28 protein-coding genes are annotated in these 25721 nt (G+C 62.5%); 16 read left to right on the top strand and 12 right to left on the bottom strand.

Annotated features, from left to right (window positions below; genetic code table 11):
• Window positions 1–141: 141 nt before the first annotated feature.
• From NKJ15_RS22980 to NKJ15_RS22950, 7 genes are all read left to right on the top strand, one after another.
• Window positions 142–1461 carry an epoxide hydrolase family protein gene (locus NKJ15_RS22980; protein ID WP_502904286.1) on the top strand — a complete coding sequence of 440 codons (1320 nt, stop codon included), beginning with the start codon at window positions 142–144 and terminating at the stop codon, window positions 1459–1461.
• 131 nt (window positions 1462–1592) lie between these two features.
• On the top strand, window positions 1593–2129 hold the full coding sequence (locus NKJ15_RS22975; protein ID WP_352471106.1) for a hypothetical protein: 537 nt from the start codon (window positions 1593–1595) through the stop codon (window positions 2127–2129).
• 47 nt (window positions 2130–2176) lie between these two features.
• Entirely contained in the window at window positions 2177–2824 is a 648-nt protein-coding gene (locus tag NKJ15_RS22970) for a cysteine hydrolase family protein (protein ID WP_352501766.1), read from the top strand.
• Between the two features lie 222 nt (window positions 2825–3046).
• Window positions 3047–3703: a VOC family protein gene (locus NKJ15_RS22965; RefSeq protein WP_502896488.1), complete on the top strand. Its 657-nt coding sequence runs from the start codon at window positions 3047–3049 to the stop codon at window positions 3701–3703.
• 91 nt (window positions 3704–3794) lie between these two features.
• Window positions 3795–4547: an SDR family oxidoreductase gene (locus tag NKJ15_RS22960; RefSeq protein WP_352614930.1), complete on the top strand. Its 753-nt coding sequence runs from the start codon at window positions 3795–3797 to the stop codon at window positions 4545–4547.
• Between the two features lie 46 nt (window positions 4548–4593).
• The gene (locus NKJ15_RS22955; RefSeq protein WP_352470986.1) at window positions 4594–5655 is read left to right on the top strand and encodes an alpha/beta fold hydrolase; all 1062 of its coding nucleotides are present in this window, start codon (window positions 4594–4596) and stop codon (window positions 5653–5655) included.
• A gap of 55 nt (window positions 5656–5710) precedes the next feature.
• Complete coding sequence (locus NKJ15_RS22950) at window positions 5711–6130, top strand: Ohr family peroxiredoxin (RefSeq protein ID WP_352470987.1); 420 nt, start codon at window positions 5711–5713, stop codon at window positions 6128–6130.
• Between the two features lie 355 nt (window positions 6131–6485).
• Here NKJ15_RS22950 and NKJ15_RS22945 read toward each other — a convergent pair whose 3' ends face one another.
• Together NKJ15_RS22945 and NKJ15_RS22940 are read right to left on the bottom strand one after the other, a co-directional pair.
• Window positions 6486–7310, bottom strand: coding sequence for a L,D-transpeptidase (locus NKJ15_RS22945; protein WP_352540739.1), 825 nt, complete (start codon window positions 7308–7310; stop codon window positions 6486–6488).
• A gap of 173 nt (window positions 7311–7483) precedes the next feature.
• Window positions 7484–8146, bottom strand: coding sequence for a haloacid dehalogenase type II (locus tag NKJ15_RS22940; protein WP_352470989.1), 663 nt, complete (start codon window positions 8144–8146; stop codon window positions 7484–7486).
• A gap of 148 nt (window positions 8147–8294) precedes the next feature.
• Between NKJ15_RS22940 and NKJ15_RS22935 the strand changes: the two genes are divergently transcribed.
• From NKJ15_RS22935 to NKJ15_RS22920, 4 genes are all read left to right on the top strand, one after another.
• Window positions 8295–9173: a branched-chain amino acid aminotransferase gene (locus NKJ15_RS22935; RefSeq protein ID WP_352470990.1), complete on the top strand. Its 879-nt coding sequence runs from the start codon at window positions 8295–8297 to the stop codon at window positions 9171–9173.
• Between the two features lie 107 nt (window positions 9174–9280).
• On the top strand, window positions 9281–9877 hold the full coding sequence (locus NKJ15_RS22930; RefSeq protein ID WP_023677850.1) for a superoxide dismutase: 597 nt from the start codon (window positions 9281–9283) through the stop codon (window positions 9875–9877).
• Between the two features lie 176 nt (window positions 9878–10053).
• Entirely contained in the window at window positions 10054–10497 is a 444-nt protein-coding gene (locus tag NKJ15_RS22925; protein ID WP_352449059.1) for a c-type cytochrome, read from the top strand.
• A 9-nt stretch (window positions 10498–10506) separates the two neighbouring features.
• On the top strand, window positions 10507–11457 hold the full coding sequence (locus NKJ15_RS22920) for a cytochrome c (protein WP_352614934.1): 951 nt from the start codon (window positions 10507–10509) through the stop codon (window positions 11455–11457).
• A gap of 11 nt (window positions 11458–11468) precedes the next feature.
• Here the strand turns inward: NKJ15_RS22920 and NKJ15_RS22915 are convergent, their stop codons facing one another.
• The 3 genes from NKJ15_RS22915 to NKJ15_RS22905 form a co-directional block, all read right to left on the bottom strand.
• Window positions 11469–11852, bottom strand: coding sequence for an SET domain-containing protein (locus NKJ15_RS22915; RefSeq protein WP_352470993.1), 384 nt, complete (start codon window positions 11850–11852; stop codon window positions 11469–11471).
• A 144-nt stretch (window positions 11853–11996) separates the two neighbouring features.
• Window positions 11997–12623, bottom strand: coding sequence for a LysE family translocator (locus tag NKJ15_RS22910; protein ID WP_352614937.1), 627 nt, complete (start codon window positions 12621–12623; stop codon window positions 11997–11999).
• A 77-nt stretch (window positions 12624–12700) separates the two neighbouring features.
• Window positions 12701–14812, bottom strand: coding sequence for a S9 family peptidase (locus tag NKJ15_RS22905; RefSeq protein WP_352817721.1), 2112 nt, complete (start codon window positions 14810–14812; stop codon window positions 12701–12703).
• 677 nt (window positions 14813–15489) lie between these two features.
• On the opposite strand from NKJ15_RS22905, the gene NKJ15_RS22900 reads away from it, so the two are divergent.
• Window positions 15490–15915, top strand: coding sequence for a Ros/MucR family transcriptional regulator (locus tag NKJ15_RS22900; RefSeq protein WP_023677844.1), 426 nt, complete (start codon window positions 15490–15492; stop codon window positions 15913–15915).
• A 104-nt stretch (window positions 15916–16019) separates the two neighbouring features.
• Here NKJ15_RS22900 and NKJ15_RS22895 read toward each other — a convergent pair whose 3' ends face one another.
• Together NKJ15_RS22895 and NKJ15_RS22890 are read right to left on the bottom strand one after the other, a co-directional pair.
• A complete protein-coding gene (locus NKJ15_RS22895; protein WP_023677843.1) occupies window positions 16020–16448 on the bottom strand; it encodes a SufE family protein in 429 nt (142 codons plus the stop codon).
• 113 nt (window positions 16449–16561) lie between these two features.
• On the bottom strand, window positions 16562–16930 hold the full coding sequence (locus tag NKJ15_RS22890; RefSeq protein ID WP_352470996.1) for a DUF5330 domain-containing protein: 369 nt from the start codon (window positions 16928–16930) through the stop codon (window positions 16562–16564).
• A gap of 520 nt (window positions 16931–17450) precedes the next feature.
• On the opposite strand from NKJ15_RS22890, the gene NKJ15_RS22885 reads away from it, so the two are divergent.
• The 3 genes from NKJ15_RS22885 (at window position 17451) to NKJ15_RS22875 (ending at window position 20389) form a co-directional block, all read left to right on the top strand.
• The gene (locus NKJ15_RS22885) at window positions 17451–19199 is read left to right on the top strand and encodes a sensor histidine kinase (RefSeq protein WP_352614963.1); all 1749 of its coding nucleotides are present in this window, start codon (window positions 17451–17453) and stop codon (window positions 19197–19199) included.
• Complete coding sequence (locus NKJ15_RS22880) at window positions 19174–19947, top strand: peptidoglycan-binding domain-containing protein (RefSeq protein WP_352683843.1); 774 nt, start codon at window positions 19174–19176, stop codon at window positions 19945–19947. The genes NKJ15_RS22885 and NKJ15_RS22880 overlap by 26 nt, the downstream gene beginning before the upstream one ends.
• A gap of 94 nt (window positions 19948–20041) precedes the next feature.
• Window positions 20042–20389 carry a DUF1491 family protein gene (locus NKJ15_RS22875; protein ID WP_352501779.1) on the top strand — a complete coding sequence of 116 codons (348 nt, stop codon included), beginning with the start codon at window positions 20042–20044 and terminating at the stop codon, window positions 20387–20389.
• Between the two features lie 11 nt (window positions 20390–20400).
• Here NKJ15_RS22875 and NKJ15_RS22870 read toward each other — a convergent pair whose 3' ends face one another.
• Window positions 20401–21411 (bottom strand): DUF2336 domain-containing protein, encoded by a 1011-nt coding sequence (locus NKJ15_RS22870; protein ID WP_352770653.1) that lies wholly within the window; start codon window positions 21409–21411, stop codon window positions 20401–20403.
• Between the two features lie 187 nt (window positions 21412–21598).
• On the opposite strand from NKJ15_RS22870, the gene NKJ15_RS22865 reads away from it, so the two are divergent.
• Window positions 21599–21784, top strand: a complete 186-nt coding sequence (locus NKJ15_RS22865) for a hypothetical protein (protein WP_352540743.1) — start codon at window positions 21599–21601, stop codon at window positions 21782–21784.
• A 14-nt stretch (window positions 21785–21798) separates the two neighbouring features.
• Here the strand turns inward: NKJ15_RS22865 and NKJ15_RS22860 are convergent, their stop codons facing one another.
• The 4 genes from NKJ15_RS22860 to NKJ15_RS22845 all read right to left on the bottom strand — a co-directional run bounded on the left by NKJ15_RS22860 (window position 21799) and on the right by NKJ15_RS22845 (window position 25496).
• Window positions 21799–22347, bottom strand: a complete 549-nt coding sequence (locus tag NKJ15_RS22860; RefSeq protein WP_352471000.1) for a DUF1254 domain-containing protein — start codon at window positions 22345–22347, stop codon at window positions 21799–21801.
• Window positions 22340–22924: a DUF1214 domain-containing protein gene (locus NKJ15_RS22855; protein WP_352471001.1), complete on the bottom strand. Its 585-nt coding sequence runs from the start codon at window positions 22922–22924 to the stop codon at window positions 22340–22342. The genes NKJ15_RS22860 and NKJ15_RS22855 overlap by 8 nt, the downstream gene beginning before the upstream one ends.
• 96 nt (window positions 22925–23020) lie before the next feature.
• Window positions 23021–25180 carry a transglycosylase domain-containing protein gene (locus tag NKJ15_RS22850; protein WP_352471002.1) on the bottom strand — a complete coding sequence of 720 codons (2160 nt, stop codon included), beginning with the start codon at window positions 25178–25180 and terminating at the stop codon, window positions 23021–23023.
• Window positions 25181–25334: 154 nt separating this feature from the next.
• Entirely contained in the window at window positions 25335–25496 is a 162-nt protein-coding gene (locus NKJ15_RS22845) for a hypothetical protein (protein ID WP_352501782.1), read from the bottom strand.
• Window positions 25497–25721 lie beyond the last annotated feature (225 nt).

The following is a 25721-nucleotide window of genomic DNA, read 5'->3' as shown; positions in this document are numbered from 1 at the left end:
AGGCGAACGGTGGCAGGACCCCGCTGCCCGGAGCCACCAGCGCTGACAGCCACTAACAGGGGGCTCACAACACATAACGGGCGATTCTCGTCCTGCGGGCGTAAGTTTTCGGCAGCACCGAGCACCCCCCAGGAGAGACCCATGAATACGACCAAGACTCCCGAACTAATCGATCAGGACCGCCGCCTGGTTTTGAGCACGGCCGCAATGGGCATTGCCGCCGTAGGTACTGCCAGCCTGCTCCCATCGGTCGCCGCAGCCGCGGGCGATGCGATCCGGCCCTTCAAGGTCAGCTTTCCTCAGGAGGAAATCGACGAGCTTAGCCGACGCGTCGCCGCGACCCGCTGGCCGGACCAGGAGAATGTGGCTGACGACACCCAGGGCGTGCAGCTCGCCACAATGCAGAAGCTCGCGAAGTACTGGGCGACGGATTACGACTGGCGCAAGATGGAGACCCGGCTCCATGCCCTGCCGCAGTTCATCACCGAGATCGACGGGCTGGACATCCACTTCATCCATGTCCGCTCCAGGCATGAGAATGCATTGCCGGTAATTATCACGCATGGCTGGCCTGGCTCGATCATCGAGCAGTTGAAGGTCATCGAGCCGCTCACCAATCCAACCGCCAACGGCGGGAGCGAAGCGGACGCATTTCATGTGGTGATCCCCTCGCTGCCTGGTTACGGCTTCTCAGGCAAGCCGACCGCACCGGGATGGACACCTGTCCGCATCGCCAAAGCGTGGGCGATGCTGATGCAACGCCTCGGTTACACGAGATACGTCGCGCAGGGCGGCGACTGGGGCAACGCCGTGTCGGAGACGATGGCGCTGCAAGAGCCTCCGGGCTTGCTTGGCATCCACACCAACATGGCTGCCACCGTGCCCGCCGACATCTCGAAGGCGCTTGCCGCCGGCGGCCGGGCGCCCGCCGGCCTCTCGCCCGACGAGAAGCGCGCCTGGGACCAGCTCGACGATTTCTACAAGAACGGGCTGGGCTACGCGATCGAGATGAACAATCGCCCGCAGACGCTCTACGGCATCGTCGACTCGCCGGTTGGTCTCGCAGCCTGGATGCTCGACCACGACATCCGCAGCTACGAGCTGATCGCACGCGTCTTCGACGGGCAGCCGGAAGGGCTGACGAAGGACGATATCCTGGACAATGTCACGATGTACTGGCTGACCAACACGGCGATCTCCTCGGCGCGTCTTTACTGGGACAACGCGCACCACCCGACGGGAGGCTTCTTCGACCCCAGGGGCATCAAGATCCCGGTCGCTGTGAGCGCCTTCCCGGACGAGATCTACCAGGCGCCGGAGACCTGGGCTGAAAAGGCGTATCCGAAGCTTATCCATTACAACCGGCTCCCCAAGGGCGGCCATTTCGCAGCCTGGGAGCAGCCCGCGGCCTTCACCGCCGAACTCCGGACGGCATTTCGTCCGCTGCGCCAGCAAATCTGAACCCCTCACAGGGTTCCGCTTGCAGTCACACCTGCTCGACTGTCCAAGGCAACCCGATTGAACCCGGGACAAAGGAGAACGCCATGTCAGCAATCGCGCACTCTTCCGCATCGCACGAACCCATCACGAAGATGGCAGCCCCCGTCGAGGACCATGAAATCGTCGATTCAAGCTTTACGGCTATCATCAACGCGCCGATCGAGAAGATTGACATTCCCAACTGGTGCTTCGCGCTGTCCGAACATGAATATCAGGGGTGTTCGCCTGCCCACATAGCGGCGGGTTTCACGACGGCGCCGGATGGCAAGCGCATGTCGATCAATGTCGAGATCATCGGCGGCAGCCTGATGGTGCAACACTATGTCGAGACGCTTGGCCGCAAGGATCACCTCATCCTGGAGTCGGTTTCAGACCTCTTCACGCCTACGGGCCGCACCACGATCCATGTGCGTTGGGAGCTGAGCGTCAAGGCTATCGACAGTCGCCGATGTGAGTTTACCAACCACGTCCGGTCCTGGGCCACGAAGGAATTCATGGCCTTCTTCGAGCGCCAGGGCATCCCGTTCGAGGTGCTTCGGTCACAGCGCCAGCCCATGTCGATCGCTCACAACAAGGGCGAGACGCCGCTTTTTGCGGCCAGCATCGAACGAGCCGCGCTCAGGAACTGAGCGGCAGCATCTTTCTTGTGATGTAGCCGCTCCATGGAGGAGGCACAATGACGAGGCACGCACATGACCGGGAGGTCACCGCACTTTTGGTGATCGATCCGTACAACGACTTCATTTCCGATGGGGGCAAGATATGGCCCCGCATCCGGGCTGTCGCAGAGGCGAACGGCTGCGTGCCTCACATGCTGCAAGTCCTGAATGCCGCGCGTCAAGCTAAGCTTCGCGTCTTCTATGCAATGCATCATCGATACCGTCCGGGCGACTATGAGACATGGACTTACGTCGCGCCCGTCCAGAAGAGAGCATGGAAGAGCAAGAGCTTTGAATACGGCACCTGGGGCGGCGAGATTCGGTCCGAGTTCGAGCCCAAGCCAGGCGAAACTGTCGCGACCGAACATTGGTGTTCCAGTGGGTTCGCCAATACGGATCTGGATCTGCAGCTGAAAAGGCACGGAATCCAGAAACTCATTGTCATCGGACTGATCGCACACACCTGCGTCGAAGCGACCGTTCGCTTCGCCGCCGAGCTCGGCTACGACGTAACCATGGTGAGGGACGCGACGGCAGACTACTCGGATGAGGAGATGCACGCGGCTCTCGACATCAACATGCCGAACTACGCCAGCGCGATTGTCACGACAGACCAAATCATCGACTCGATTTCTGCCGTCCAGACCTCGGCCGCCGAGGCGTAGGTGATGATCGATCTCACACGCGAGGGAATGGCCAACCGTGCGCATCTCACTCTGCACTCCGGCGGACCGTTTCCGTGCGCTCGACGCGTCAAAATACGTCGAAGAGAACTTGGCTCTGGCCGACATGCAGCAGAGAGATCCAGAACAGGCTCGGTCATTACGTGGCAACGATCGGGCAGGACCAGGTCCCACCCAACTGGAAAGAAAACGACCATGTCAGACATCGCAACGGCCCGTCAGGGCGAAAAGACCTCCGACACCGCAAGCGCACGTCCCGTCGACCTGAAGTTCGAGGTTGTCGTTATTCCGGTCGCAGACGTCGACCGCTCCAAGCAGTTCTACGAGGGCCTCGGCTGGCGGCTCGATGCCGACTTCGCGGTCGGCGACATGTTCCGGGTTGTGCAGTTCACGCCTCCGGGCTCGCCTGGCTCGATCCACTTCGGCAAGGCTGTCACCTCGGCCGCGCCGGGGTCGACACAGGGTCTCTATCTCATCGTGTCCGACATCGTAGCGGCGCGCGCCGAGCTCATCGCTCACGGTGCAGATGTGAGCGAAGTGTTCCACCGTGCCGGTCCGGGACAGCCTGCTGTCAATGGTCGGGACCCGGAGGGACGCAGCTACGTCTCCTTTGCAACGTTCAGCGATCCCGACGGGAACGGCTGGCTGCTCCAGGAGATCACCACCCGGTTTCCGGGCCGGATCGACTCGAAGGCGACGAGCTTCGCCTCCGAGGGCGACCTGGCCGCCGCAATGCGGCGCGCGTCGGTCGCCCACGGAGAGCACGAGAAGCGGACCGGCGGCCAGCGTGACGAGAACTGGCCGGACTGGTACGCCGAATACATAGTGGCCGAGCAGTCTGGCGAGGAACTGCCGCAGTAGGAAGAGCTTCCAGACGGCGGCACACTGGCGCCGTATTCGTTCGCGGCCTGCGGAGATCGTGGCGACCTGACGGCCTTTATCGGAGGAAATCATGAGTACCGCAGCCATCCCCACTCAGCGCGAACCTGACCTTCTTGGCCAGACCGTCGTCGTCATCGGCGGTAGCGCCGGCATCGGTCTGGAGACCGCCCGGCGTGCCCGCGCCGAAGGCGCCCGCGTCATCCTCACCGGACGCAATCGCGACCGCCTCGATCAAGCAGCGTGTGAGATTAGCGCTGAGGGCACCGCCGCCTTCGACGCCAATGATGCGACCCAGCTGAAGTCGTTCTTTCAAGATCTGCCGGACTTGATCGACCATGTGATGGTTACTGCCGGCGCTCCCCATTATCGCTCTCCCCTCGAAATTCCTCCCGAGGAGGCACGACACGATCTCACGGACCACCTATTGCTCGCGCTCAATGTGGCACGCAGCGCCGCTGGCAAGGTCGGGTCGGCCGGCTCACTGATATTCATGGGCGGCACGGGCGCACGCCGCCCAAAACCAGGCCTCGCGATCGTCTCGACGGTTACCGTCGCGTTCCCCGCGCTCATCGCCAATCTCGCGCTCGAGCTCGCGCCGATACGCGTCAACCTGATCGCCGCAGGCTTCGTCGACACGCCACTGTCGGCGTCGCTGCTCGGCGACAACCTCGACAAGCGGCGCGATGAACTGCGCGCGACGCTGCCAATCCGACGTGTCGTCGGACCGGCTGATGTCGCCGCGCTCGCCGTTCACATCATGAGCAACACGGCGCTGACGGGCGCGACATACGACCTCGACGGCGGCCAGCAGCTCGTCTCGTGACTACGCAGGAACAAAGCACATTGCCTCATCACAAAGAGACATCACTATGAACACGATCAGTGTTTGCGACAAAATCGATGAGCGCCGCCGTCGCCTGATCGGTGCAGCCGCAATGGGCATGACGCTTGCCGAACTCGGCATGACCGCGACAGCGAAGGCGGCGCCCATTGGAGTCGACCAGACGACGGCGTCTGCGATGCACACGGCAAAGAACTCGTTCGGCGAACCCAGGCAGATCGATGCCGGTGTCCTTAATGTCGGCTATGCAGAGGCCGGCCCTGCCGACGGTCCGCCCGTTATCCTTCTCCATGGCTGGCCTTACGACATCCACACATATGTCGACGTTGCGCCCATTCTGGCGGCGAAAGGCCGCCGCGTGATCGTGCCCTACCTGCGCGGATACGGCACGACGCGGTTCCTGTCGGACGAGACGATGCGCAATGGTCAGCAGTCGGCCATCGCTGCCGACATCGTCGCGCTGATGGATGCGCTGGGTATCGAGAAGGCGACGATTGCCGGCTGCGACTGGGGCGCTCGGACGGCGAACATCATCGCCGTCCTGTGGCCGGAACGCTGCAAGGCGATGGTCTCGGTGAGCGGCTATCTCATCGGCAACCAGCAAGCCGGCAAACTGCCGCTGCCGCCGAAGGCCGAGCTGCAATGGTGGTACCAATATTACTTCGCTACCGATCGCGGCCGTGTCGGCTACGAGAAATATACGCGCGATTTCGCCAGGCTGATTTGGCAGCTCGCCTCGCCGCAATGGAATTTCGATGAGCCCACGTTCGAGCGGAGTGCTGCGGCCTTCGACAATCCGGATCACGTCGCGATCGTCATCCACAATTATCGCTGGCGGCTCGGCCTGGCAGAAGGCGAGGTGCAATATGATCCACTGGAGCAGCGGCTTGCTCAGGCACCCGTCATCTCCGTGCCCACGATGACGCTCGAGGGCGACGCCAATGGCGCGCCGCATCCGGACGCCAGCGCTTACGCCAAGATGTTTTCAGGCAGATATAGCCACCGGGTAGTCATGGGCGGCATTGGACACAACCTACCTCAGGAAGCACCACAGGCCTTTGCCGACGCCGTTGTCGAGGTCGACGCGTGATCGAGTTCGCGGCGCCGCCCCTCCGGCAGGTACGACAACCACCAAAAGAATGCCTATGAACCCGATCGCAAGGGTTGTTTACACGGCCAGGACCGCAACCACAGGTGGCCGCGAGAATGGCGCCTCGCGCAGCTCTGATGGCCTTCTGGACATCAGGCTTTCCATACCCGGATCGGCGCGCATCGGCACCAACCCGGAGCAACTGCTTGCAGCCGGCTGGTCGGCCAGCTTCGCAAGCGCGGTTGCGTCTGTGGCTCACGAACAAAAAATTATGCTGCCGGCCGGAGTGAGAATCGATGCCGAGGTTGATCTAAATCTCGGGGACGACGGCTACTCTCTCAGCACTCGGCTCAACGTCAGCCTGCCTGGCGTGGAGTACAATACCGCACGAGCCCTGATCGACGAGGCGCACGACATTTGTCCGTACTCGAAAGCGACGCGCGGCAACGTGCAAATTGCGATCAACCTGCTCTGAGTGGATTGCATCGATCGTTGAAGCAATTGGCATGGCCAGGGTTACATTTTGGATCATTCCTTCGCGCCAAGGTCTACAAAAACCTGCCACGGCATCGCACCTGTCAGAGCGCATCCAGCACAAATACGGTCAGGATGACAGGAGGGGTATCCCTCCGATCACCGTGATAATCCCTTCTGAGCGCGAAATGTCCGCTCCGGGGTCATGAGCTGTCACTGGTGGCGTCTGCACACAGGTGCGGCAAAGTCCGCCTCAACGTAAGCATCAAATCCAAAGGCGGGCACCGGCACGGGCAAGCCGACGCTCGGCAAAACCAGCAGGAGCCGTGAGCAATCCCGCCTGTGCTTCCGTCAGCTCAGAAGATCGAGTCTGTGATCGCCTTGACCGGGCCGAGCAGGATCGATCCTTCCGGCACGCCGGCGTCGATCGGGATGGCTTTGCGGTTTGCTGTCGCCACCATCGGCTGGCCGATATCGGCCGTCACCACGACCGGGGTCTTGTTCGGCACTCGGTCGTAGAGATCGATAATGTCCTGGTTCATCAGGCGAACACAGCCCGACGACACCGATTTGCCGATCGACCGCCATTCCGGCGAACCGTGCAAGCGGTAGAGCGTGTCCTGGTTGCCCTGGAAGAGATAGAGCGCCCGCGCGCCAAGCGGGTTCTTGAGCCCACCGGGCATGCCGCCATTGTCGGCGCTGTACGGTCTTAGTTCGGGCTGGCGGGCGATCATTTCGTCCGGCGGCGTCCATTTCGGCCATTTCTGCTTCCATTGGACCACCGCATCGCCCGACCATTCGAAGCCGGCGCGGCCGAGGCCGACGCCATAGCGGATCGCCTGGCCGCCCGGGCGCACCAGATAGAGGAAGTGATTGGTGGTGTCGACGACGATGGTGCCCGGCTGCTGCCCGGTCGGATCGTCAACGATCTGGCGCAGGAACTGCGGGTCGATCTTGTCGACCGGTATGGCCGGCAGCTCGAAGCCGCCATCCGACATCGGCCCATACATCGTCACATAGTCGCCAAGCGCCGGCTCGACATAGGTCGGCGGCGGCGGCTCGACCGGCTGTTGCGACAGCGTGGTGCAACTGGAGACCGCGACCGAGGCGGCGCCAAGGGCTGCTGCGTTGAGGAAACCGCGACGGCTCAGGCGCAGAGAGGACGATGGGGGTGTGAACATGATTGCCTTTTTTAAGTCTCAAATCGCAACAAAGCATGAATGCGCCCGGTTGCGCGCGGTTGCCCGAGCAATGCCCGGCGCGATAGGCGGTTCCAATTCTGGCCGCAGGGTGGACAAACAAAGGCAAAGCTGTGACTGGATCGTCACTGTTGCGCCGACGCAACATTCCGGTGTCACCCCCCGGCGACCAGACCTTCAAGGGACGGCAGGATCAGGGCCGGTGGAAAATCCCGGTATTCCTCTGGCTGATTGGCGCGGTTGATCCACACCGTCCTGAAGCCGAATTTGGTGGCGCCGGCGACGTCCCAGCGGTTGGATGACTGGAAAGAGACAGCGCCCGGATAGAGGCGCCAGCCCGTGGTGACCATGTCGTAGACCGACGGATCGGTCTTGAAGCGCTTGACGCTGTCGACGGAATAGATGTCGTCCAGGACCTGGTCGAGCGCGGCGGATTTGACGGCCGCTTCCAGCATCTCAGGCGAACCGTTGGACAGGATCGCCAGCCTTGCCCCCGATGCCTTGAGCGCCTTGAGCACGGCCGGTACCTCCGGATAGCAGTCCAGCCGCCAATAGGCCTCGAGCAGCTTCGCCCTCAGCCCGGCATCGGCGGATGGAACCTTGCGCAGGGCGAAGTCGAGGGCCTGCTCGGTGAGCTGCCAGAAATCGGCATAGGCCCCCATCAGCGTCCTGACCCAGGAATATTCCAGCTGCTTGGCGCGCCAGATATCGGACAGCAACTGGCCGTCCGGCCCGATCTGGTCGGCGTGACGGCGCACGGCCGCATGCACGTCGAACAGCGTGCCATAGGCGTCGAAAACGTAAGCCGCGAACTGCATTCGACAGTTTTGAGGCCGCGTAAGGCAAGGCGCAAGCGCTGATTGCAGTCCGCCAGCCCGCTGGCCTCAACAAATCTCAGCCAAGCCGGTTGGCGGCCGCCAAAGCATCTTCCAATGCGCCGCAACAAGCATCGAACGGAACCTGGCAATGACACTGGCGACTGCGGCGCAATCCGCGACATGGACCTTCGTCGACGGCGACTGGTACGAGGGCAATGTTGCCATTCTAGGGCCGCGCAGTCACGCCATGTGGCTCGGCACCAGCGTGTTCGACGGCGCCCGCTGGTTCGAGGGCGTCGCTCCCGATCTCGATCGCCATGCGGCAAGGGTAAACGCCTCGGCGATCGCGCTCGGCCTGAAGCCGACGATGAGCACCGACAGGATCGTCGGCCTGACCTGGGACGGGCTGAAGAAGTTCGACGGCAAGACGGCGGTCTATATCAGGCCGATGTATTGGGCCGAGCATGGCGGCTATATGGGCGTGCCGGCCGACCCGGCCTCGACGCGTTTCTGCCTTTGCCTCTATGAATCGCCGATGATCTCGCCGGCGGGGTTTTCGGTGACGGTGTCGCCGTTCCGGCGCCCGACCATCGAAACCATGCCGACCAATGCCAAGGCCGGCTGCCTTTATCCCAACAACGGCCGGGCCATCCTCGAAGCCAAGATGCGCGGCTTCGACAATGCGCTCGTGCTCGACATGCTGGGCAATGTCGCCGAGACCGGCACGTCGAATATTTTTCTGGTCAAGGACGGCCATGTCCTGACGCCGGCGCCGAACGGCACCTTCCTTTCCGGCATCACCCGCGCGCGCACCATGGCCCTGCTTGGCGAATACGGGTTCACGACGACAGAAAAGACGCTGTCGATCCGCGATTTCCTGGAGGCGGACGAAATCTTCTCGACCGGAAACCACTCGAAAGTGGTGCCGGTCACCCGTATCGAGGATCGCAATCTGCAGCCCGGACCGGTGGCCAAGAAGGCGCGCGAACTCTATTGGGAATGGGCGCATTCGACTTCGCCCGGCTGACCCGCTAAAAAGCGGCCGGCGCTTCGTTTCCGGAGTTGTTCCAGACCAATCCAGTCCTATGTTAGTCCGGTATCGACACCGGATTTTTCCACGAGGGAGTACGACCGATGGCTTTTGAATTGCCCGCCTTGCCCTATGATTACGAGGCTTTGCAGCCTTATATGTCCAAGGAAACGCTGGAATATCATCACGACAAGCACCACAAGGCCTATGTCGACAACGGCAACAAGCTGGCCGCCGAGGCGGGCATGGGCGATTTGTCGGTCGAAGAGGCCGTCAAACAGTCCTTCGGCAAGAATGCGGGCCTCTTCAACAATGCCGCCCAGCACTACAATCACATCCATTTCTGGAAATGGATGAAGAAGGGCGGCGGCGGCAACAAGCTGCCCGGCGCATTGCAAAAGGCGGTCGACAGCGACCTTGGCGGCTACGACAAGTTCAAGGCCGACTTCATCGCCGCCGGCACCACCCAGTTCGGTTCGGGCTGGGCCTGGGTCTCGGTCAAGGACGGCAAGCTGGCTATCTCGAAGACGCCGAATGGCGAGAACCCGCTCGTCCATGGCGCGACGCCGATCCTCGGCGTCGATGTCTGGGAACACTCCTACTACATCGACTATCGCAACGCCCGGCCGAAATATCTCGAAGCCTTCGTCGACAGTCTCATCAACTGGGACTATGTGCTCGAGCTCTACGAAAAGGCCTGATCCGTTCCAGAAAAGCCCCGGCAGAACCGGGGCTTTTCTTTTTCAGCATCAGAACGACAGCTGCAAAAATTTCACGCAAGCGTGAGGCGAAGCGTCGGAATTTTTAGGCCATCCTTGCCGTTTGTCATCGGGGTGGGACCGCATCCTGAATTTGCCTTCAACATGGAGCCAAGTGAATGAGAAAGCTTATCCTCGCCATCTCGATGCTCGCCTTCGCTGGTTCGGCGGCATTTGCCGACCCGGTAGCCGACCGGCAGGCCCTGATGAAGGAACGTGGCAAGATCGCCGCCGGCTTGTCGAAAGTGGTCAAGGGCGAGACGCCCTACGACGCAGCTTCGGTGCTGACGGCGTTGCAGGCACTGCAGGTCAATGCCGAGAAATTCCATGCCGGCGTCGACACGCTTTTCCCGGCCGGCAGCGACACCGGCGACACCACGGCGTCCCCAAAAATCTGGCAGGACATGGCCGGCTTCAAGACGGCTGAAGGCAAGTACCTCGCCGACGTCAAGGCGGCGGTCGCCGCAGCACCTGCGGATGCCGACGCGTTGAAGGCGCAGTTCAACACCATTGGCGGCGGCTGCGGCAACTGCCATCAAAACTACCGGGTAAAAAAAGGCTGATAGCGGGCAATGCGCTTGCTGAAGAAATTTGTCGGCGCCGCCCTCGTTCTGGGCGGCGCGGCCGCGATTGCCGGCTGGTTGCTGTCGGCTCCGGTCAGGGTCGATGCCGCAACGCTGGCTGAGCTTGGTCCCGGCGACGCCGCCAGGGGCAAGCGCATCTTCTACGCCGGCGGCTGCACATCCTGTCATGCCAAGCCCGGCTCGCAAGGCGACGCCCGCCTTCGGCTGGTCGGCGGCCTTGAGCTCAAGACGCCGTTCGGCAGCTTCGTGCCGCCGAACATATCGCAGGATACCAGGGACGGCATCGGCGCCTGGTCGGTCGAGGATCTTGCCAACGCCATGCTGAAGGGCGTGTCGCCGTCGGGCGAGCATCTCTATCCGGCATTTCCCTATGCTTCCTACGCGCGCATGAAGCCGGCCGACATTGCCGATCTCTATGCATTCCTGAAGACGTTACCCGCGGTCGCCGGCAAGGCGCCCGCCAATTCGCTGGCATTTCCCTTCAACGTCCGACGCGGTCTTGGCTTGTGGAAGCTGCTCTATTTGAGTGACCAGCCGGTCGTTTCCTTTCCCGACGGCACACCGGATCCGGTGTTGACAGGCCGCTATCTGGTCGAAGGCCCCGGCCATTGCGGCGAATGCCACACGCCGCGGGATCTTGCCGGCGGCACCAGCAAGAGCCAATGGCTGGCAGGTGCGGCCGCCGCCGAAGGCAGCGGCATCGTGCCGAACATCACGTCGGGCGAGGGCGGCATCGCGGACTGGTCCGAGGCCGACGTCGCCAACTATCTCGAAACCGGCTTCACGCCGGATTTCGATACGGTCGGCGGCGCTATGGTCGACGTGCAGCGGAACATGGCCGTGCTGACCCCGGAGGACCGCTCGGCGATCGCCGCCTACCTGAAAGCCGTGCCGCCGCATCCCAACGGCTATCCGGCGCGCAAGAAGCCGGCGAGCTGACAGCTGTTGCGTCAGCGGTCGCCGAGAAAGTCGAAGCCGGTTTCGAAGAAGTGATTGTAGTCGCAGGTCATTTCCTCGCCGGGCGCAATGTCGCGCAAGGCATAGGTCTCCTCCGGCTGCGAGACGTCGCAATTCGGGTCGTCGGCATGGTTCATGTAGCGCGCATCATCGGCCTCGAAGACGATGTAGTTCGGGTCGCGCCGGTCCGGATAGGCGTAGCGGTCGAGATAGGTTTTGACCGGCCCGGTTTCCCGCTCATAGGTCTCCACCTCGATGCGCCGGTCGTATTTCGGGTCGAGCTTCCAGACCAGCGTGCCGCGGGCAATGTGGTTCTTGGCAAAGACGCCGATGCCCTGGATGGGCGATTTGTCGAGATAGACATCGACGAGCAACATGGCAGATCCCTGGATGATTGAGTGTTGGCGGCGACCGTGAAAAGGCCGCGCACTGGGTAGCGCGCGGCCTTTGCAATTGCGAGCGGAAAATCAACTGTGCCTGCCTAGTATCCGAAGCCTCATACGGCGTCGCTTGTCGAGACCCTAGCGCTGTTGCAGCGCCAGCCGGATGCCCAAGGCGCAATAGATACCGCCGACAGCCTTGCCTTGCCATCTCAGCACCGTCGGGTTTCGGCGCAGGAATGCACCGAGGCCGCCCGCACCCACGGCGAAAACCACCGTGCTGACGAGGCCCAACAGAACAAAGATGACGCCCAATATCGCCAGTTGAAGCATCACCGATCCGTTTTCAGGCCGCACGAACTGCGGAAGAAATGCGAGGAAGAAAAGCGCGGTCTTGGGATTGAGAACCTCGGTCAAAACAGCCTGCCGAAATGCTTTGGAAGCGGGGATCGCAAGTGCGCCGGCGGCCGGATAGGCCGGCGTTTTCTCGATGATCGCGCGAATGCCGAGATAAATGAGGTAGGCTGCGCCGATGTACTTCACTATGCTGAAAAGCGCCGCCGACGTGGCAATGATCGCCGAAATGCCGACGATCGCCATGAAGGTGTGAACCACGTCGCCGGCCGCGATCCCGGCGCCGGTCGCAATGCCCACCCTGGTTCCGGAACTGGTTGCCCGCGCCACCGTCAGAAGAGTGGCGGGACCCGGGATGAAGACAAAGCCAAGCACAACCGCGACATAAGCTATCAACGTGGCGAGATCGATCATCGGTGGGCTCCGCAACTCTCACCGCCAATGAAGCCACGTCGCGGAACGGAAGGCAATGACCGCTCATCCGCCGATGTTCACGCCGCAAGCTCGGCCTTGCCTGTCACCTTGAGCGCGAAGGCGTAGGTGAAGGCGATTTCCCCCAGCCTGGAGAACCGGCCGGAGGCACCGGCATGGCCTGAATCCATGTTGATCTTGAATAGCACCGGATTCCCACCTGTCTTGCGGTCGCGCAACCGCGCCACCCATTTGGCCGGCTCCCAATAAGTGACGCGCGGGTCGGTCAGGCCGGCCAGCGCCAGGATCGGCGGATAGTCGAGTGCGGCGACATTGTCGTAGGGTGAATAGGCGGCGATGGTCCGGTAATCCTCCGCCGAAGCGATCGGATTGCCCCATTCCGGCCATTCCGGCGGCGTCAGCGGCAAGCTGGCGTCGAGCATGGTGGAGAGCACGTCGACGAAGGGAACCTCGGCGACGACGGCGCCGAAGCATTGCGGCGCCATGTTGGCGACCGTGCCCATCAGCATGCCGCCGGCGGAACCGCCTTGCGCGACAATGCGGTCATGCTGTGTATAGCGCTCGGCGACGAGATGCTGGGCGACCGCGATGAAATCGGTGAACGTATTCATCTTGTTCGCCCGCTTGCCGTCGTCGTACCAGCCATAGCCCTTGTCCTTGCCGCCGCGAACATGGGCTATCGCGTAGACAAAGCCGCGGTCGACCAGCGAAAACAGATTGGTGTTGAACGCGGACGGGACGGTGATGCCGTAGGAGCCGTAGCCGTAAAGCAGGCAAGGTGCGGACCCGTCGAGCGGCGTGTCGCGGTGATGGAGGAGCGAGATCGGCACCAGTTCGCCGTCGGCGGCAGGCGCCATCAGCCGGCGCGTGACGTAGTGCTCCGGGTTGTGGCCGGACGGCACTTCCTGGGTCTTGAGCAGCATCCGCTCGCGGGTGCGCATGTTGTAATCGAAGACCTGCGCCGGGGTCGTCATCGACGAATAGGAAAAGCGCATGATCTCGGTGTCGTATTCGTAGGAGCCGGACAGGCCGAGCGAGAAGGCTTCCTCGTCGAAGGAGATCAGGTGCTCCTCGCCGCTCTTGCGGTCGCGTACGACGATGCGCGGCAGGCCTTCCTTGCGCTCGAGCCGGACCATGTGGTCCTTGAAGCCGATCACCGAAAGGATCAACCGGCCCGCTTCGTGCGGCACCAGTTCCTGCCAGTTGGCGCGCACCGGATCGTGGGCCGGCGCCGTCATGATCTTGAAGTCCTTGGCGCCGTCGGCATTGGTGAGGATGAAGAAGATGTCGCCGCCTTCCTCGAGTTCGTACTGCAGGCCGGTCTGGCGCGCCGCAACCAGCTTCGGCTCTGCGAACGGATCGTTGGCGCTCATGATGCGGTATTCCGAGGTCTCATGATCGTTGATGCCGATCATGATCCACTCGTTGGAGCGCGTGCCACCGACATCCATGAAGAAGCCGGGATCGGTCTCCTCGTAGATCAGCCGGTCGTTTTCAGGACCGTCGCCAAGCGCATGGAACAGCACTTTGGAAGGACGGTGGTTGGGGTCGAGGCGGGTGTAGAAAAAACCGTCATTGCCGGCATCCCACACACCGCCGCCGCCGGTGTCCGGGACCCTGTCCGCCAGATCGTTGCCGCCGGCCAGATCGCGGACGCGCAGCGTGTAGAATTCGGAACCCTTGTCGTCGAAGGCCCAGAGCAGCTTGCAGTGGTCGTGCGAATGATCGACGCCGCCCAGGCGGAAATAGGGCTTGCCCTCGGCCTCGGCATCGCCGTCGAGCAATATCTGCTTGTCGCCGCCGTCACGCGCCGTGCGGAAATAACGCGGCTGCTGGCCGCCAAGCTTGAAGGAGGAGCCGTAGGCGTAAGGTCCGTCCTTCATCGGCACGGAAGAATCGTCTTCCTTGATGCGTCCCTTCATTTCCGCGAAAAGCTGCTTCTGCAATTGGACCGTATCGGCCATCAGCGCCGCCTGATAAGCATTCTCGGCCTCGAGGTGGGCGCGGATTTGGCCGTCGAGCAGGGACGGATCCCTGAACATCTCTTGCCAATTGGCGGCCCTCAGCCAGGCATAATCGTCCGTCCGCGTTATGCCGTGATGCGTGTCGAAGATCGGTCGCTTCTCCGGCTGCGGCGGCGTGGCGGTCGGAAACACTGGGGTTCTGGTCATTGCGTCTCGCTGTGGAAGCTACTTGAATGGCGAATGAACACGCCGAGCAGCGCGGGTTCAAGGGCTATGATCTATTGTCGTGGTGGCTCGAGAGGACGGGCTGGAGGAACGGATAACGAATATTTCTTCTCGGACTGCCGCGGTTCTCGCCGTCGCTGCGATGACCCTGCCAGTGCCGGTCAATCTCATGCAACTGCCTTCGCGGCTTGGCAAGTGGCCGATATGGCTGGGTCTACGGAAATACATTACCCCATTTCAATGACACAGCGCACCGCTCCGGCGACGGCTCGCGAGCAACAGTAACGCTTCGCAACCTATGATTTTACTGAATCCACCGATCATCCAGGCTGTAATGCCGCCGGCAGGGTCAAGCATCGAACTCTATTTACCTGCTGCCGTTTGTGTAATGGCTGCTTGCCGCCGCGTCAGTCGATGCTGGTCTGACCAGAAAAAACGGCAAGGTTACACTTTGCACGAAAGAGTGAAGCTGAATGAGGAATATTTGACTTGTATCGCTGAATAGACCGCAAGAAGCGAATTGACTTACTTGGCGCTCAGGCTCATTAAGATGCCGCGACGCGAATCGCGGAGGCTTTTTCCTGCACAAGTTCGCGCGATGCCCTGCCTGCCAAAAATAGGGCGTAGACAGAAACAATTCTCGTTGGGACCTGAACGCCATGGATATTACCGAAACACCTTCCAGAAACAGTGACGCGCTGATCGAGCTCACCGCCGATGTGGTGGCTGCCTATGTCAGCAACAATCCCGTACCGGTCGGCGAACTGCCGAACCTTATCGCCGATGTCCATGCCGCTCTCGGGCGTGTCGGCGGGGCCGCCGAGCAGCCGCCTGCCGACAAGCAGAAGCCGGCGGTAAATCCGAAGCGGTCGGTACATGACGACTACATCATCTGTCTCGAAGACGGCAAGAAGTTCAAGTCGCTCAAGCGTCACTTGATGACCCACTATGATCTCACGCCCGACCAGTATCGCGAAAAGTGGAACCTGGACCCGAGCTATCCGATGGTTGCGCCCAATTACGCGGCCGCCCGTTCGCAGCTCGCCAAGAAGATGGGTCTCGGCCGCAAGCGCAAGGGACGCTGACAAGCGGCTCTTCCGGTTTGATACTCAAACGGCGCCTGCGGGCGCCGTTTTGTATTATGGGGTCAAGGTCGAACCCGCCATGCCCGCCAGCAACTGCCGTGCGGTCAGGCGGTCTGCTTCAACGCTGCCTCGGCGTCACGCTTGATGCGCTTGACCATCGAGCGGAGACCATTGGCGCGCTGCGGCGACAGGTGCTCGTCAAGTCCGAGCGCCTTTAGCGTTGCCTCGGCGTCGGTCCTCTGGATTTCACTGGCCGGCCGTCCCGAAAACAGCGCCAGCATGATGGCGACCAGGCCGCGCACGATATGCGCGTCGGAATCGCCCTTGAAGGTGATAACGGGGTCGACACCCCCGCCTTGCTCGGTAGTCAGCCAGACCTGGCTGACGCAGCCCGGCACCTTGTTGGCTTGTATGCGTTGCTCATCGGGAAACGGCGGCAGCGCTTCACCCAGTTCAATCACATAGCGATAGCGGTCTTCCCACTCGTCGAGCAGGGAAAAGTCGTCGCGGATGGTCTGGATCGTCGTCGTCATGCTCCCGGATATAGTGATCCGGCGCTGCCGCGTCACGGAAAAAGAGGAGAAACGCCGCAGGCGCCGGGCATGGGGAGCCTTGCGGTCCGGCGATGAATTCGGCCGAAACAGTCTCAGTTCTTCGCCGGCAAGTGCAGTTTCGCCGGCAGATCGACTTTCGCCGGCAAGACGATTTCCCCGGGCACGCTGCCGGTAGTCGTCACTGTATCGGGTTCAGCGGCCTTGTCGTCCAGCATGGCAGCCGCGATCTTGGCGGTCTCCTTTGCCCGGGCGGTGATGGTATGCATTGCCGATTTGCCGGTCTCGCACACGTCCGGCTTGCGCTCGCAGATGCCAGCGATATCGCCGACGGCTTCGCGCGCCGCAAACAGCGCCTGGAGCGGCCCGACGCTTTCGCGGCCCGCATCATCGGCGCCGACACCCAGCGGCAGCGCCAGAAGCACCAGCGAAAACCAGAAAGCAGCTCTTATCAGAAAGCCCATCTGTCTGTCCTTTATGACGGTCATGCCTCCGAACCGCACGACCCTTGTACCGCGATACTGACACAGACGCGCAAAGGACGGCTTGTCCCGAAAGCAACAGTTTTCCTCAAATTTTAGGCAGATTCGAAACGAAGCGTTTTGAAGTTCATTTGCCTCGAACGGTTCAGATTTTATTCAGCAAATAATAACTATCCAACCTATTGTTTTTCATGATCATTTTCTTAATCGGCGACAGGTTGATGCCATTGGTCGCAGGTGCAGGCGCGGGCGGTGTGGATAACGCTCCGTTTACTATGGCGACAATTGCCCCGGTTTTTCCCCGCCGGTATCCCGATATTTGCAGCCAGCCGGGGGACGATCAGCCCAGCCTTATCCATTCCTTAAACGCTGGATGCGAGTTTCGGATCGACAAAAGCCGCCTGCAAAAGCAGGGCCTTTCACGACCGGGTGCGTTGAGTTGAGTGCGATCAAGGCCAGATACGCCGAGTTGCCGGGCGCGATAGCCGCCGGTTGCGAACGGATGGTTCATCCGTCCGTACTCGGCCAGAGCGATCGTCGCCGCCACAGCCGGTTCATTGGCGTCATGCTGGCGGCGCCTTTCTTCAGCGCGGGTGCAGCGGTGACGCTGGTCACGTCGGGAATGGGCGCGGCCGTGACTGTGGCTGCGATCTTTGCGGCGTTCGGCCTTTGCTGGTTCGCCGCCCTGCTGGTGGCTGCCTCGGGCAAGATGACCCTGGCCGGCCAACTCGCCTTGGTCGTCGGCAGCGTTGCCCTCGGTGCCCTTATCGCTGCCGCCGGCGGTGTGGCCTCGCCGGTTGCCTTGCTCGCAGTGGCGCTGCCGTTTGAAGCGTGGTGGATCGGCCAATCGCGCCGTGCCGTGGTCTGGGGCGCCATATCGGCCTTTGTCGCAGTCTTGCTGCAGCCTTTAGCCGGTTCAGTCTTGCCGCTCGCCCACCAGACCGAAATCGCCGCATGGCACTGGCTGGTACCACTGGCCTGGGCACTCACGCTCATTCCGCGTATCGCTCCGCTTCGCGGCGCCGCCAACGCACAGCTCGATCCGGCCGGCAGCCACCGGCTCGAAGACCTGATCGACGCCGTCGTGCTGCGAATCGCTGCGCATGGTGAGGTTCTGGACGTCTCGGCTAAGGCACGCACTATGCTGAGGCTGCCGCCGGAGCTGCTTTTCGGCACCGGACTTTTCGATCGCATCCATCTGTCCGACCGCGTCCCGTATCTCAGTGCGCTGGCCGATATGCGCGATGGCGCCCTGTCGCGCCGGCTCGACCTTCGCGTCCGGCTGCCGCAGAGCAGCGGCGTGACGGCCGACAATTACCGGCCGTTCTCGCTCGAGATGATGCGCGCGCCGGGGCAGGAGACTGTCTTCACGCTTCTTCTGCGCGAGAACGACGAACTGGCCGGACTGCGCCAGGAGCTTGCCGCTGCCAATGAGGCGGCTGCCTCCGCCGAGGTGGCGAAAGGACGCTTCCTTGCCGTCGTCAGCCATGAGTTGCGCACCCCGCTCAATGCCATCATCGGTTTTTCCGACATGTTGCTGCACGAGATGTTCGGCAGCTTCAAGGATCCTCGCCAGAAGGAATATGTCGGCTTGGTCAGGGATTCGGGCCAGCACCTGCTTGCCGTCGTCACCTCGATACTCGACGTATCGCGGATCGAATCGGGCGCTTACGCGACCGAACCGGAACCGTTCCGCTTCCGCGAAGCGGTCGAGATGTGCCAATCGATGATGCGCCTGCAAGCCGAGGCAAAGGCTATCGATCTGCAGGCCCAGATCGCGCCGGACGCAGGCGAAATAAATGCCGACCGTCGCGCCGTGCAGCAGATCCTGATCAATCTCGTCTCCAACGCGATCAAGTTCACGCCCGAAGGCGGCAATGTCGTCATCGGCGCCAAGCGCATCGGCTCGCGGCTGCATTTCTGGGTCCGGGACACCGGCATCGGCATCGCCGAGGAAGATTTCGCCAATCTCGGCAAGCCGTTCATGCAGATCCAGAACGACTATACCCGCCGTTTCGAAGGCACAGGCCTCGGGCTTTCGCTGGTGAAGGGGCTGGTGGCGCTGCACGAGGGCACCATGTCGATCGAAAGCATGCCTGGCGAGGGCACCACGGTGACGATCAGCCTTCCCGTGAACGGCCCGACGGGCCGCTCGGCGGAGAAGGCCGGCGTGGTGCCGATGTCCGCAGTCAAAGCCAAGGCGGACGGTGGCAAAGGGGAGAGCAATGGGTCGCTCCGCAAAACAGCCTAGGGCGGTCAAACGCCGCGGCAATGCCTTCGAGCACGGAGCGATGGCGCTGGGCAGCCTGATCTCGCGCAATCCTGTTGTGGTCGGCGGCTCCACCGCGTTCCTGGTGACGCTGTTCTACGTCTCGGCGAACGCGCTTTGGTACCAGCCTTTTCCGCATGCCGGCGCGTTTTTCGCCACGAGGAGTATCGAGCGCTTTCCCCGGGCGGACAGCGACGAGCCCGAAACCACCATCAATATCGTGCGTCCGGCCGCTGCGCCGATCAAGAGCGACCCGGTCGTCGAGCAGGTCCAGGGCATATTGAAGGATCTCGATTTCTATTCCGGCACCGTCGACGGGATTCCCGGACCGAATACGCGCAAGGCCATCCAGGCCTATCAGCAGAAGGTCGGATTAAATGCCTCCGGCGAGATCGACAGCGTTTTGCTGGATCAACTGGGTGCCACGCCGACGACCGCAGCCGTGGTGCCGCATCCCGTGCCGCGGCCGGTCGAAACGGCCGCTGTTCCAACCGCCATTCCAGCGTCCGCACCGGCAAATGCGGTGGCGCAAACACCTGATCCCCGCATCGTCAAGATCCAGGCCGGACTGAAGGCGTTCGGCAATGACGACATGCGATTGGATGGCGTCGTCGGCGCGCGCACCAAGGCCGCGATCAAGGAATTCCAGGCGCTGTTCGGCTTGCCGGAGACCGGCGAGCCCGACGAGATCGTCTACGTCAAGATGCGCGAGATCGGCCTGACCAACTAAGGGTCGAAACGGCCGCTCGCCGATCGCCTCGCAAAGACCGGTTACGGTCTTCCGGCCAATGCTGTAAGGACCGCCGCATGTCCAGGACTTCTCCATGCGGGTAACCACCGATCTGTGGGTGTCGGCGCTGTTGCGCCGGGTTTTCAGCGCCGGCGGCTTTGCCGCCGTGGTCAAGCGCGGCGCGACGGAAGCCGGCGCGGTTTTCGTGCTGGCGCGGGGCAGGCAAGGGGAGATGGCGCTGTTCGGGCCGGCGCCGCAGACGAGTTACGATTCAGCCAGGCCGGACGACCGTTTTTTCAGCCTGCTTGGCGAAGGCGACGATGCCGCCATCTTCGACGCGCGGCTGGAGCGCGAGAAGAGATTCGATCCGGATATCTGGGTGGTCGAGATCGAGGCGGGCGCCATTCGCGTCGAGGAGCTTATCTCGGTCAAGGCGTCTTAACGGCAAGCCCTTCAGACGCGACGCGCCTTTGGGGTGGCGGTCATATCGGCGCTGTTCGGCTTGCGCAGGTCGGCATTTGCGGCGACGCGCCCAGGCTTGCGAACGATTTTCGACACGGTCTCGGCCTTCCAGCCGCGGAGCCTGTCCAACGCCGCGTCGCGGTGCAGCAGGCGGTAGCGGTCGAGGAAGATGCGGATCGCCTGCGGGTGCGGAAACTCGGTCGGATAGATGGCGGCCGTGATCAGGAACGCCTTGTCTTCGCTGAGGTCGAGCGCCCGCAAGGCGGCCAGCAGCGGTGTGTAATTGTGGCTCGCGGTGAGCGTCCGCGCCGTTGAAAAATCGACTTCGAGCGCATCGGCGAGCGCTGTCTGGAAGAATGCCGCATTGCCGGTCAGCGCGGTCTCGCGCAGATTGACATAGGTTTGTGGCTCGACGAACGGACTGATGGAAGCGCCGCTCTCGGCGCGCATCATGGATCGCAACCGGCGGCGTACAGTTTCAGCGGCATCGGAAGCCTCTTGCCTGTTGACCTCGCCCGCAACCACTTCGGCGTTTTCGGACGCGGCTTTGGCGGTTGTTTCCGGCTGCTGCTGCGACCGCACCAGCGTCGGCCTTTCGAGCACTTTGATGAGATCCGCGATCGTCTGATTGAGATCCTTGCGGCGGGCAATGGCACGGGCATGCGGCAGGCCGTGACGTCCGATCAGCGCGATCAGGTCGACGTCGCTGAGGGCGCGCGAGCGGATCAGCAGCGGAGCGGCGATGTCGACCCGCTCCTGGCAAAGCCGCCGCACCAGCGCGGCGGGTGCATATTCGCATTCGGAAAGGGCAGCCGCGACGTAGCGGCGCGATTCGACCGAGACATTCTCGAAAAGCGGCAGCGTCAGGTCTTCGAGCTGCGCGATCTCCCGGCGCGAAGGGCGGGTGAGCGAGCAGAACGCCGATACCGCGGCGCGAAACAGCCTTTCGGCCTTTCCCGATTCAGCTCCTGCTGCGATTTGCCTGAAATCCGAAGCTGACACGAAGGATACGCCCGACACTCGACACGATCTGGACAGCGCTCTGCCGGGCTGTACCGGTTTCGCGTTTCCCAAGAACAAAGATCAATTTAGCGGCGATCCGTTAGCGCTCCGTTAACCTACTGCCTTCTTAATCGACTATGGAGGCGTTGCGTTGTGCTCCGGGGCAACCGAGAGGAATACGCGAACCATGGGCATGGTACTGTCTTTCGTGCCGCGAACGGCGGCAACCAATCGAGCACAACAAACCGCGCCGGCGGCAGTGATCATCTTTCCCGGGGTCCGCTACGAACAGCGGCCGCAGACCGGCGAAACGCGGCCGGCCGGCCCTGACAAGCCGGGACCTTCGGGAACATTGCCGGTACCGCATCACTGAGCATCGGAACCGGCTTAAAAATCCTGCAGTTCGCAGGAACTCTGTTCGAGAAACCGCGAGACGATCGGCTTCCAGCTGTCGTCGGGCACGAACGAACGGATGACGAATACGCCTTCCTCTATCGGCGCCTCGACGAAGATGGCCCCTTGCAGTTCCTCGGGAAGATCCTTGCGGACCTCGATCATCTGGGCCGGCGTCAGCACAACGGTGTCGAGCATGCCTGCGGTCGCGCTGTGGTCGTTGAACGAGTAGATGTTGTGGCCGCCGCGGTCATAGACCGATATCGACCAGAACGGCACCTTGCCCGGCGCCTTGACCCGCACCATCCCCTCGGCAAGATCGAAACGGCATGCCGCCGCATAAAATAGCGGATCGACCGATTTCACCACCGGCGCGCCGCCGGCTTCCGCGTCGAGCCTGGTCATCTTGTAGAGATCCGAAGCCATGGCCAATCGCGACCAGGCGTCGCGTTCGGAGAACTCGGGGACGAGCAGCAGCACGATGATGTGCACGATGCCGGCGCCGAGCAGGCCGAGCAGCACGGCATGCAGCAGGCTACGCATTGCAGCCGACCTTCTGGATTTGTGGCAGCGTGACGTCCGAGAGACCGGTGCTGCTGGCGATCGGCGTGTCGTAGAACGTAAGCACCAAGTACATCTTGCCGGCGCCGCTGGTCAGCAGCCAGTTGCCGGGCGCTGGGCGGCTGCCGACGGAAATGACCACCGAATTGTCGGCCTGGCGCAGCACTTGATAGGACTGCAGCGCAGCCGGCCTCGGCTTGCCGGTCTCGACCACGCCAAGCGACTGGTCGGCGGCATAAAGCGTCCAGAACCGGGCGGTGGGAAAGCCGCCCGCGATCTTGTAGGCACATTGCCGCTGGAGCTGTTCGCCGCCGGAATCGCGCTCGGCTATGAAGGACAGTCCTTCCGCCTGTCCGAGCGCCAGCACGCCTTCGCGAGCCACGCGGGCCTTCGAATAGGGATCTGCCGTCGGCGTGCCGATATCGGGGAAGGCGGTCCATTGGCCGATCCTGATGGCGCCGACGCCATCCTGCAGCTTCAGTGCATACCAGACGCTGCCGCCACCGCCGACGACGGCGATGGCAAGCGAAAGCAGTGTCAGGAAGGCGTTCTTGAGCATGAGGAGGCAGGGAACCGAAGGCCGGGACTGAAAGATTGCCGCTCGGGGATATCGCGGCGCAGGGCCTTGTGGCAAGCGGCCCCGCGCAATTGGGCGTCACAGCGCCGAGAGGGTTTCCGGTGCAGCGGGCGCGTCGAGCACGGGTGCCGCCTGGAACAGCCTGGTCAGTTCCTTCAGGGTCTGGGTGGTCCGGCTGGACAGCACCGGCGGACGCTCGGCGGCGGCATCGGCAGCTGCCTGTTCGGCGTTCTTCTTTTCCGCTTCCTCGGCCTTGGCGGCAATTTCGGCATCGACGAAGGGGTGATCGAGGCCGGGAATCGGTCTGAGGTCGATATTCTGGTGCGCATAGACCATCAGCCGCTGCCACACCATGGCCGGCAGCGTGCCGCCGGTCATCTTGTTGGTCGCGGTGAAGTCGTCATTGCCGAGCCAGACGGCGGCCGTGTAGTTGCCGGTAAAGCCGACAAACCAGGCATCGCGGTAGGACTGGGTCGTGCCGGTCTTGCCGGCGACGACGATGTTTGGAAGGGCCGCGCGCCGGGCAGTGCCGATCACCGGCACCGCCGCCAGCATGGTGTTCATGTATTTGAGCGCCTGCTCCGACAGCACCCGATGCGGCGGCGGCGCATCCTTGGCGAAGTCGTAGACCACCTCGCCGGTACGGGTGAAGAGTTGGCTGACGCCGTGCCGGGTTCCGGCAAGGCCGTTCTGGGCAAATACGCTGTAACCCGTCGCCTGGTCCATCACGGTCATGCCCGACGTGCCGAGCACCATGGTCTTGTGCGATTCCAGCGGCGACTCGACGCCCATCGCCTCGGCCATGGCCTTGATCGGCTTGATGCCGAGATAATCCTTGGCCAGCCGCACCGGCACCGTGTTGATCGATTTGGCCATCGCCGTGATCAGCGTGACGTTGCCGGCCGACCCGCCATTGTAATTGTGGGGCGACCAGCTGCCCCAGGAGATGGGTCCGCCGGAAACCACCGAATCCGGCGTGAAGCCATGCTCCATCGCCGTCGCATAGACATAGGGCTTGAACGAGGAGCCGGTCTGGCGAAGCGCTTTGGTGGCGCGGTTGAACTGGCTGGCGCCGTAGTCGCGGCCGCCGACGATCGCCCTGACCGCGCCATTGGTCTCGATGACGACGATGGCGCCCTCGGTGACGTTGTATTCCTTGCCGAACTGGCGGAGGTGGAACTCCATCGATTCTTCGGCCGCCTTCTGGATGTTGGCGTCGAAGGTGGTGTGGGCGACAAGCGAGTGCGGGCCGCCTTTGGCGGCGATCTTCTTGACCTCGTCGAAGGCCCAGTCGAGGTAGTAGTCGGGGCTCTTCTGCTCGCCGCGGTCGACGATTTCGGCCGGGTGTAATCTTGCCTGCAGCACCTGGCCTTCGGTCATGAAGCCGGAATCGACCAGGTTGGACAGCACCACATTGGCCCGCGCCCGGGCGGCGGGCAGGTTTATGTGCGGCGCATATTTGGTCGGCGCCTTGAACAGGCCGGCCAGCATCGCCGCCTCGGCAAGGTTCAGGTCCTTGACGCTCTTGCCGAAATAGAAATCGGCTGCCGCCTCGATGCCGAAGGTGCCGCCGCCCATATAGGCGCGGTCGAGGTAAAGCTGCAGGATTTCCTTCTTCGACAGATTGGCTTCGAGCCACAGCGACAGGAAGGCTTCCTTGATCTTGCGCTCGAATGTCCGCTCATTGGTCAGGAACAGGTTCTTGGCCAGCTGCTGGGTGATGCTCGAGCCGCCCTGGACGACGGAATTTGCCCGCACATTCTCGAATATGGCGCGCGACAGGCCGAGCACATCGATGCCGTAATGGTCGAAGAAACGGCGGTCTTCGGTCGCCAGCACCGCCTTGATGACATGGTCGGGCATCTCGTCGACCGGCACCGAATCGCGCTGGATGATGCCGCGCTGGCCGATCTCGTTGCCGTAGCGGTCGAGGAAGGTGACGGCGAAGTCGCCTTGCGTGCGCCAGTCGCCGGCGGTTATCTGGAAGGCCGGCAAGGCCAGCGCCAAAAGGACGACGATGCCGCCGGCACCGAGCGTAAAGCCTTCACTCAACAGTTCGATCAGGCCGCGGCGCCAGCCGTCGACACGGAAACGCCGCGAGAAGATGGTCGCCGCTTCCCAGAACTGGCGCGCCCTGAAGCCGATTTCGTAGACCGAGGAATCAATCCACGCATCCACCGCCAGCAGCCTTGCGGCGATCGGACCTCTTCTCTTGCGTGGTTCCAAAGGACTGGCCATTCCAGGATCCGGCTGCGGCGATGCCGCCAACTGAGAAACCGCATGCCGGCAATTTCACGGCGGCGCGCCGCTATGACTATTCGTCCATTTTGGCGCTGCCTACAAGGGCGATGAAGGTTCCGCGCTTGCGCGAGGTGCCGAGCATTGGCAGTCGTCACATGGGACGCTTGTCCGCGATCTTTTTCGGGTCGCGGCCTATCATGCCGGCGTTGGCTTTCCTGTGCTTGTCGGCAAGCCTGCGAATGCGATCGAAGCGGCTTTCCTCGGCCACTTCGATTTTCGCCGCTGCCTTTGGCTTCGGGACGAATGCGATCATTGATCGATCTCCTTGCCGATGGTGCGCGCCGGGGAAGATACCCCGGCGGCTGTCTTTCAGGCTTGTTTCCGGCAGTGGCTGGTCAATAGCCGATGCCGCCGGGCGAAGCAGCGGCTTCCTTCGCCGGAACGTCGGTGATCATGGCTTCCGCCGTGATCAGAAGCGCCGCAATGGAGCCCGCGTCCTGCAGCGCCGTCCGTACCACCTTCGCCGGGTCGACGATGC

The sequence above is a fragment of the Mesorhizobium sp. M0207 genome (assembly GCF_040321995.1).
GTDB lineage: Bacteria > Pseudomonadota > Alphaproteobacteria > Rhizobiales > Rhizobiaceae > Mesorhizobium.
Note: the sequence above shows the minus strand (reverse complement) of the source record. Positions and strands in the feature narration are given on the sequence as shown.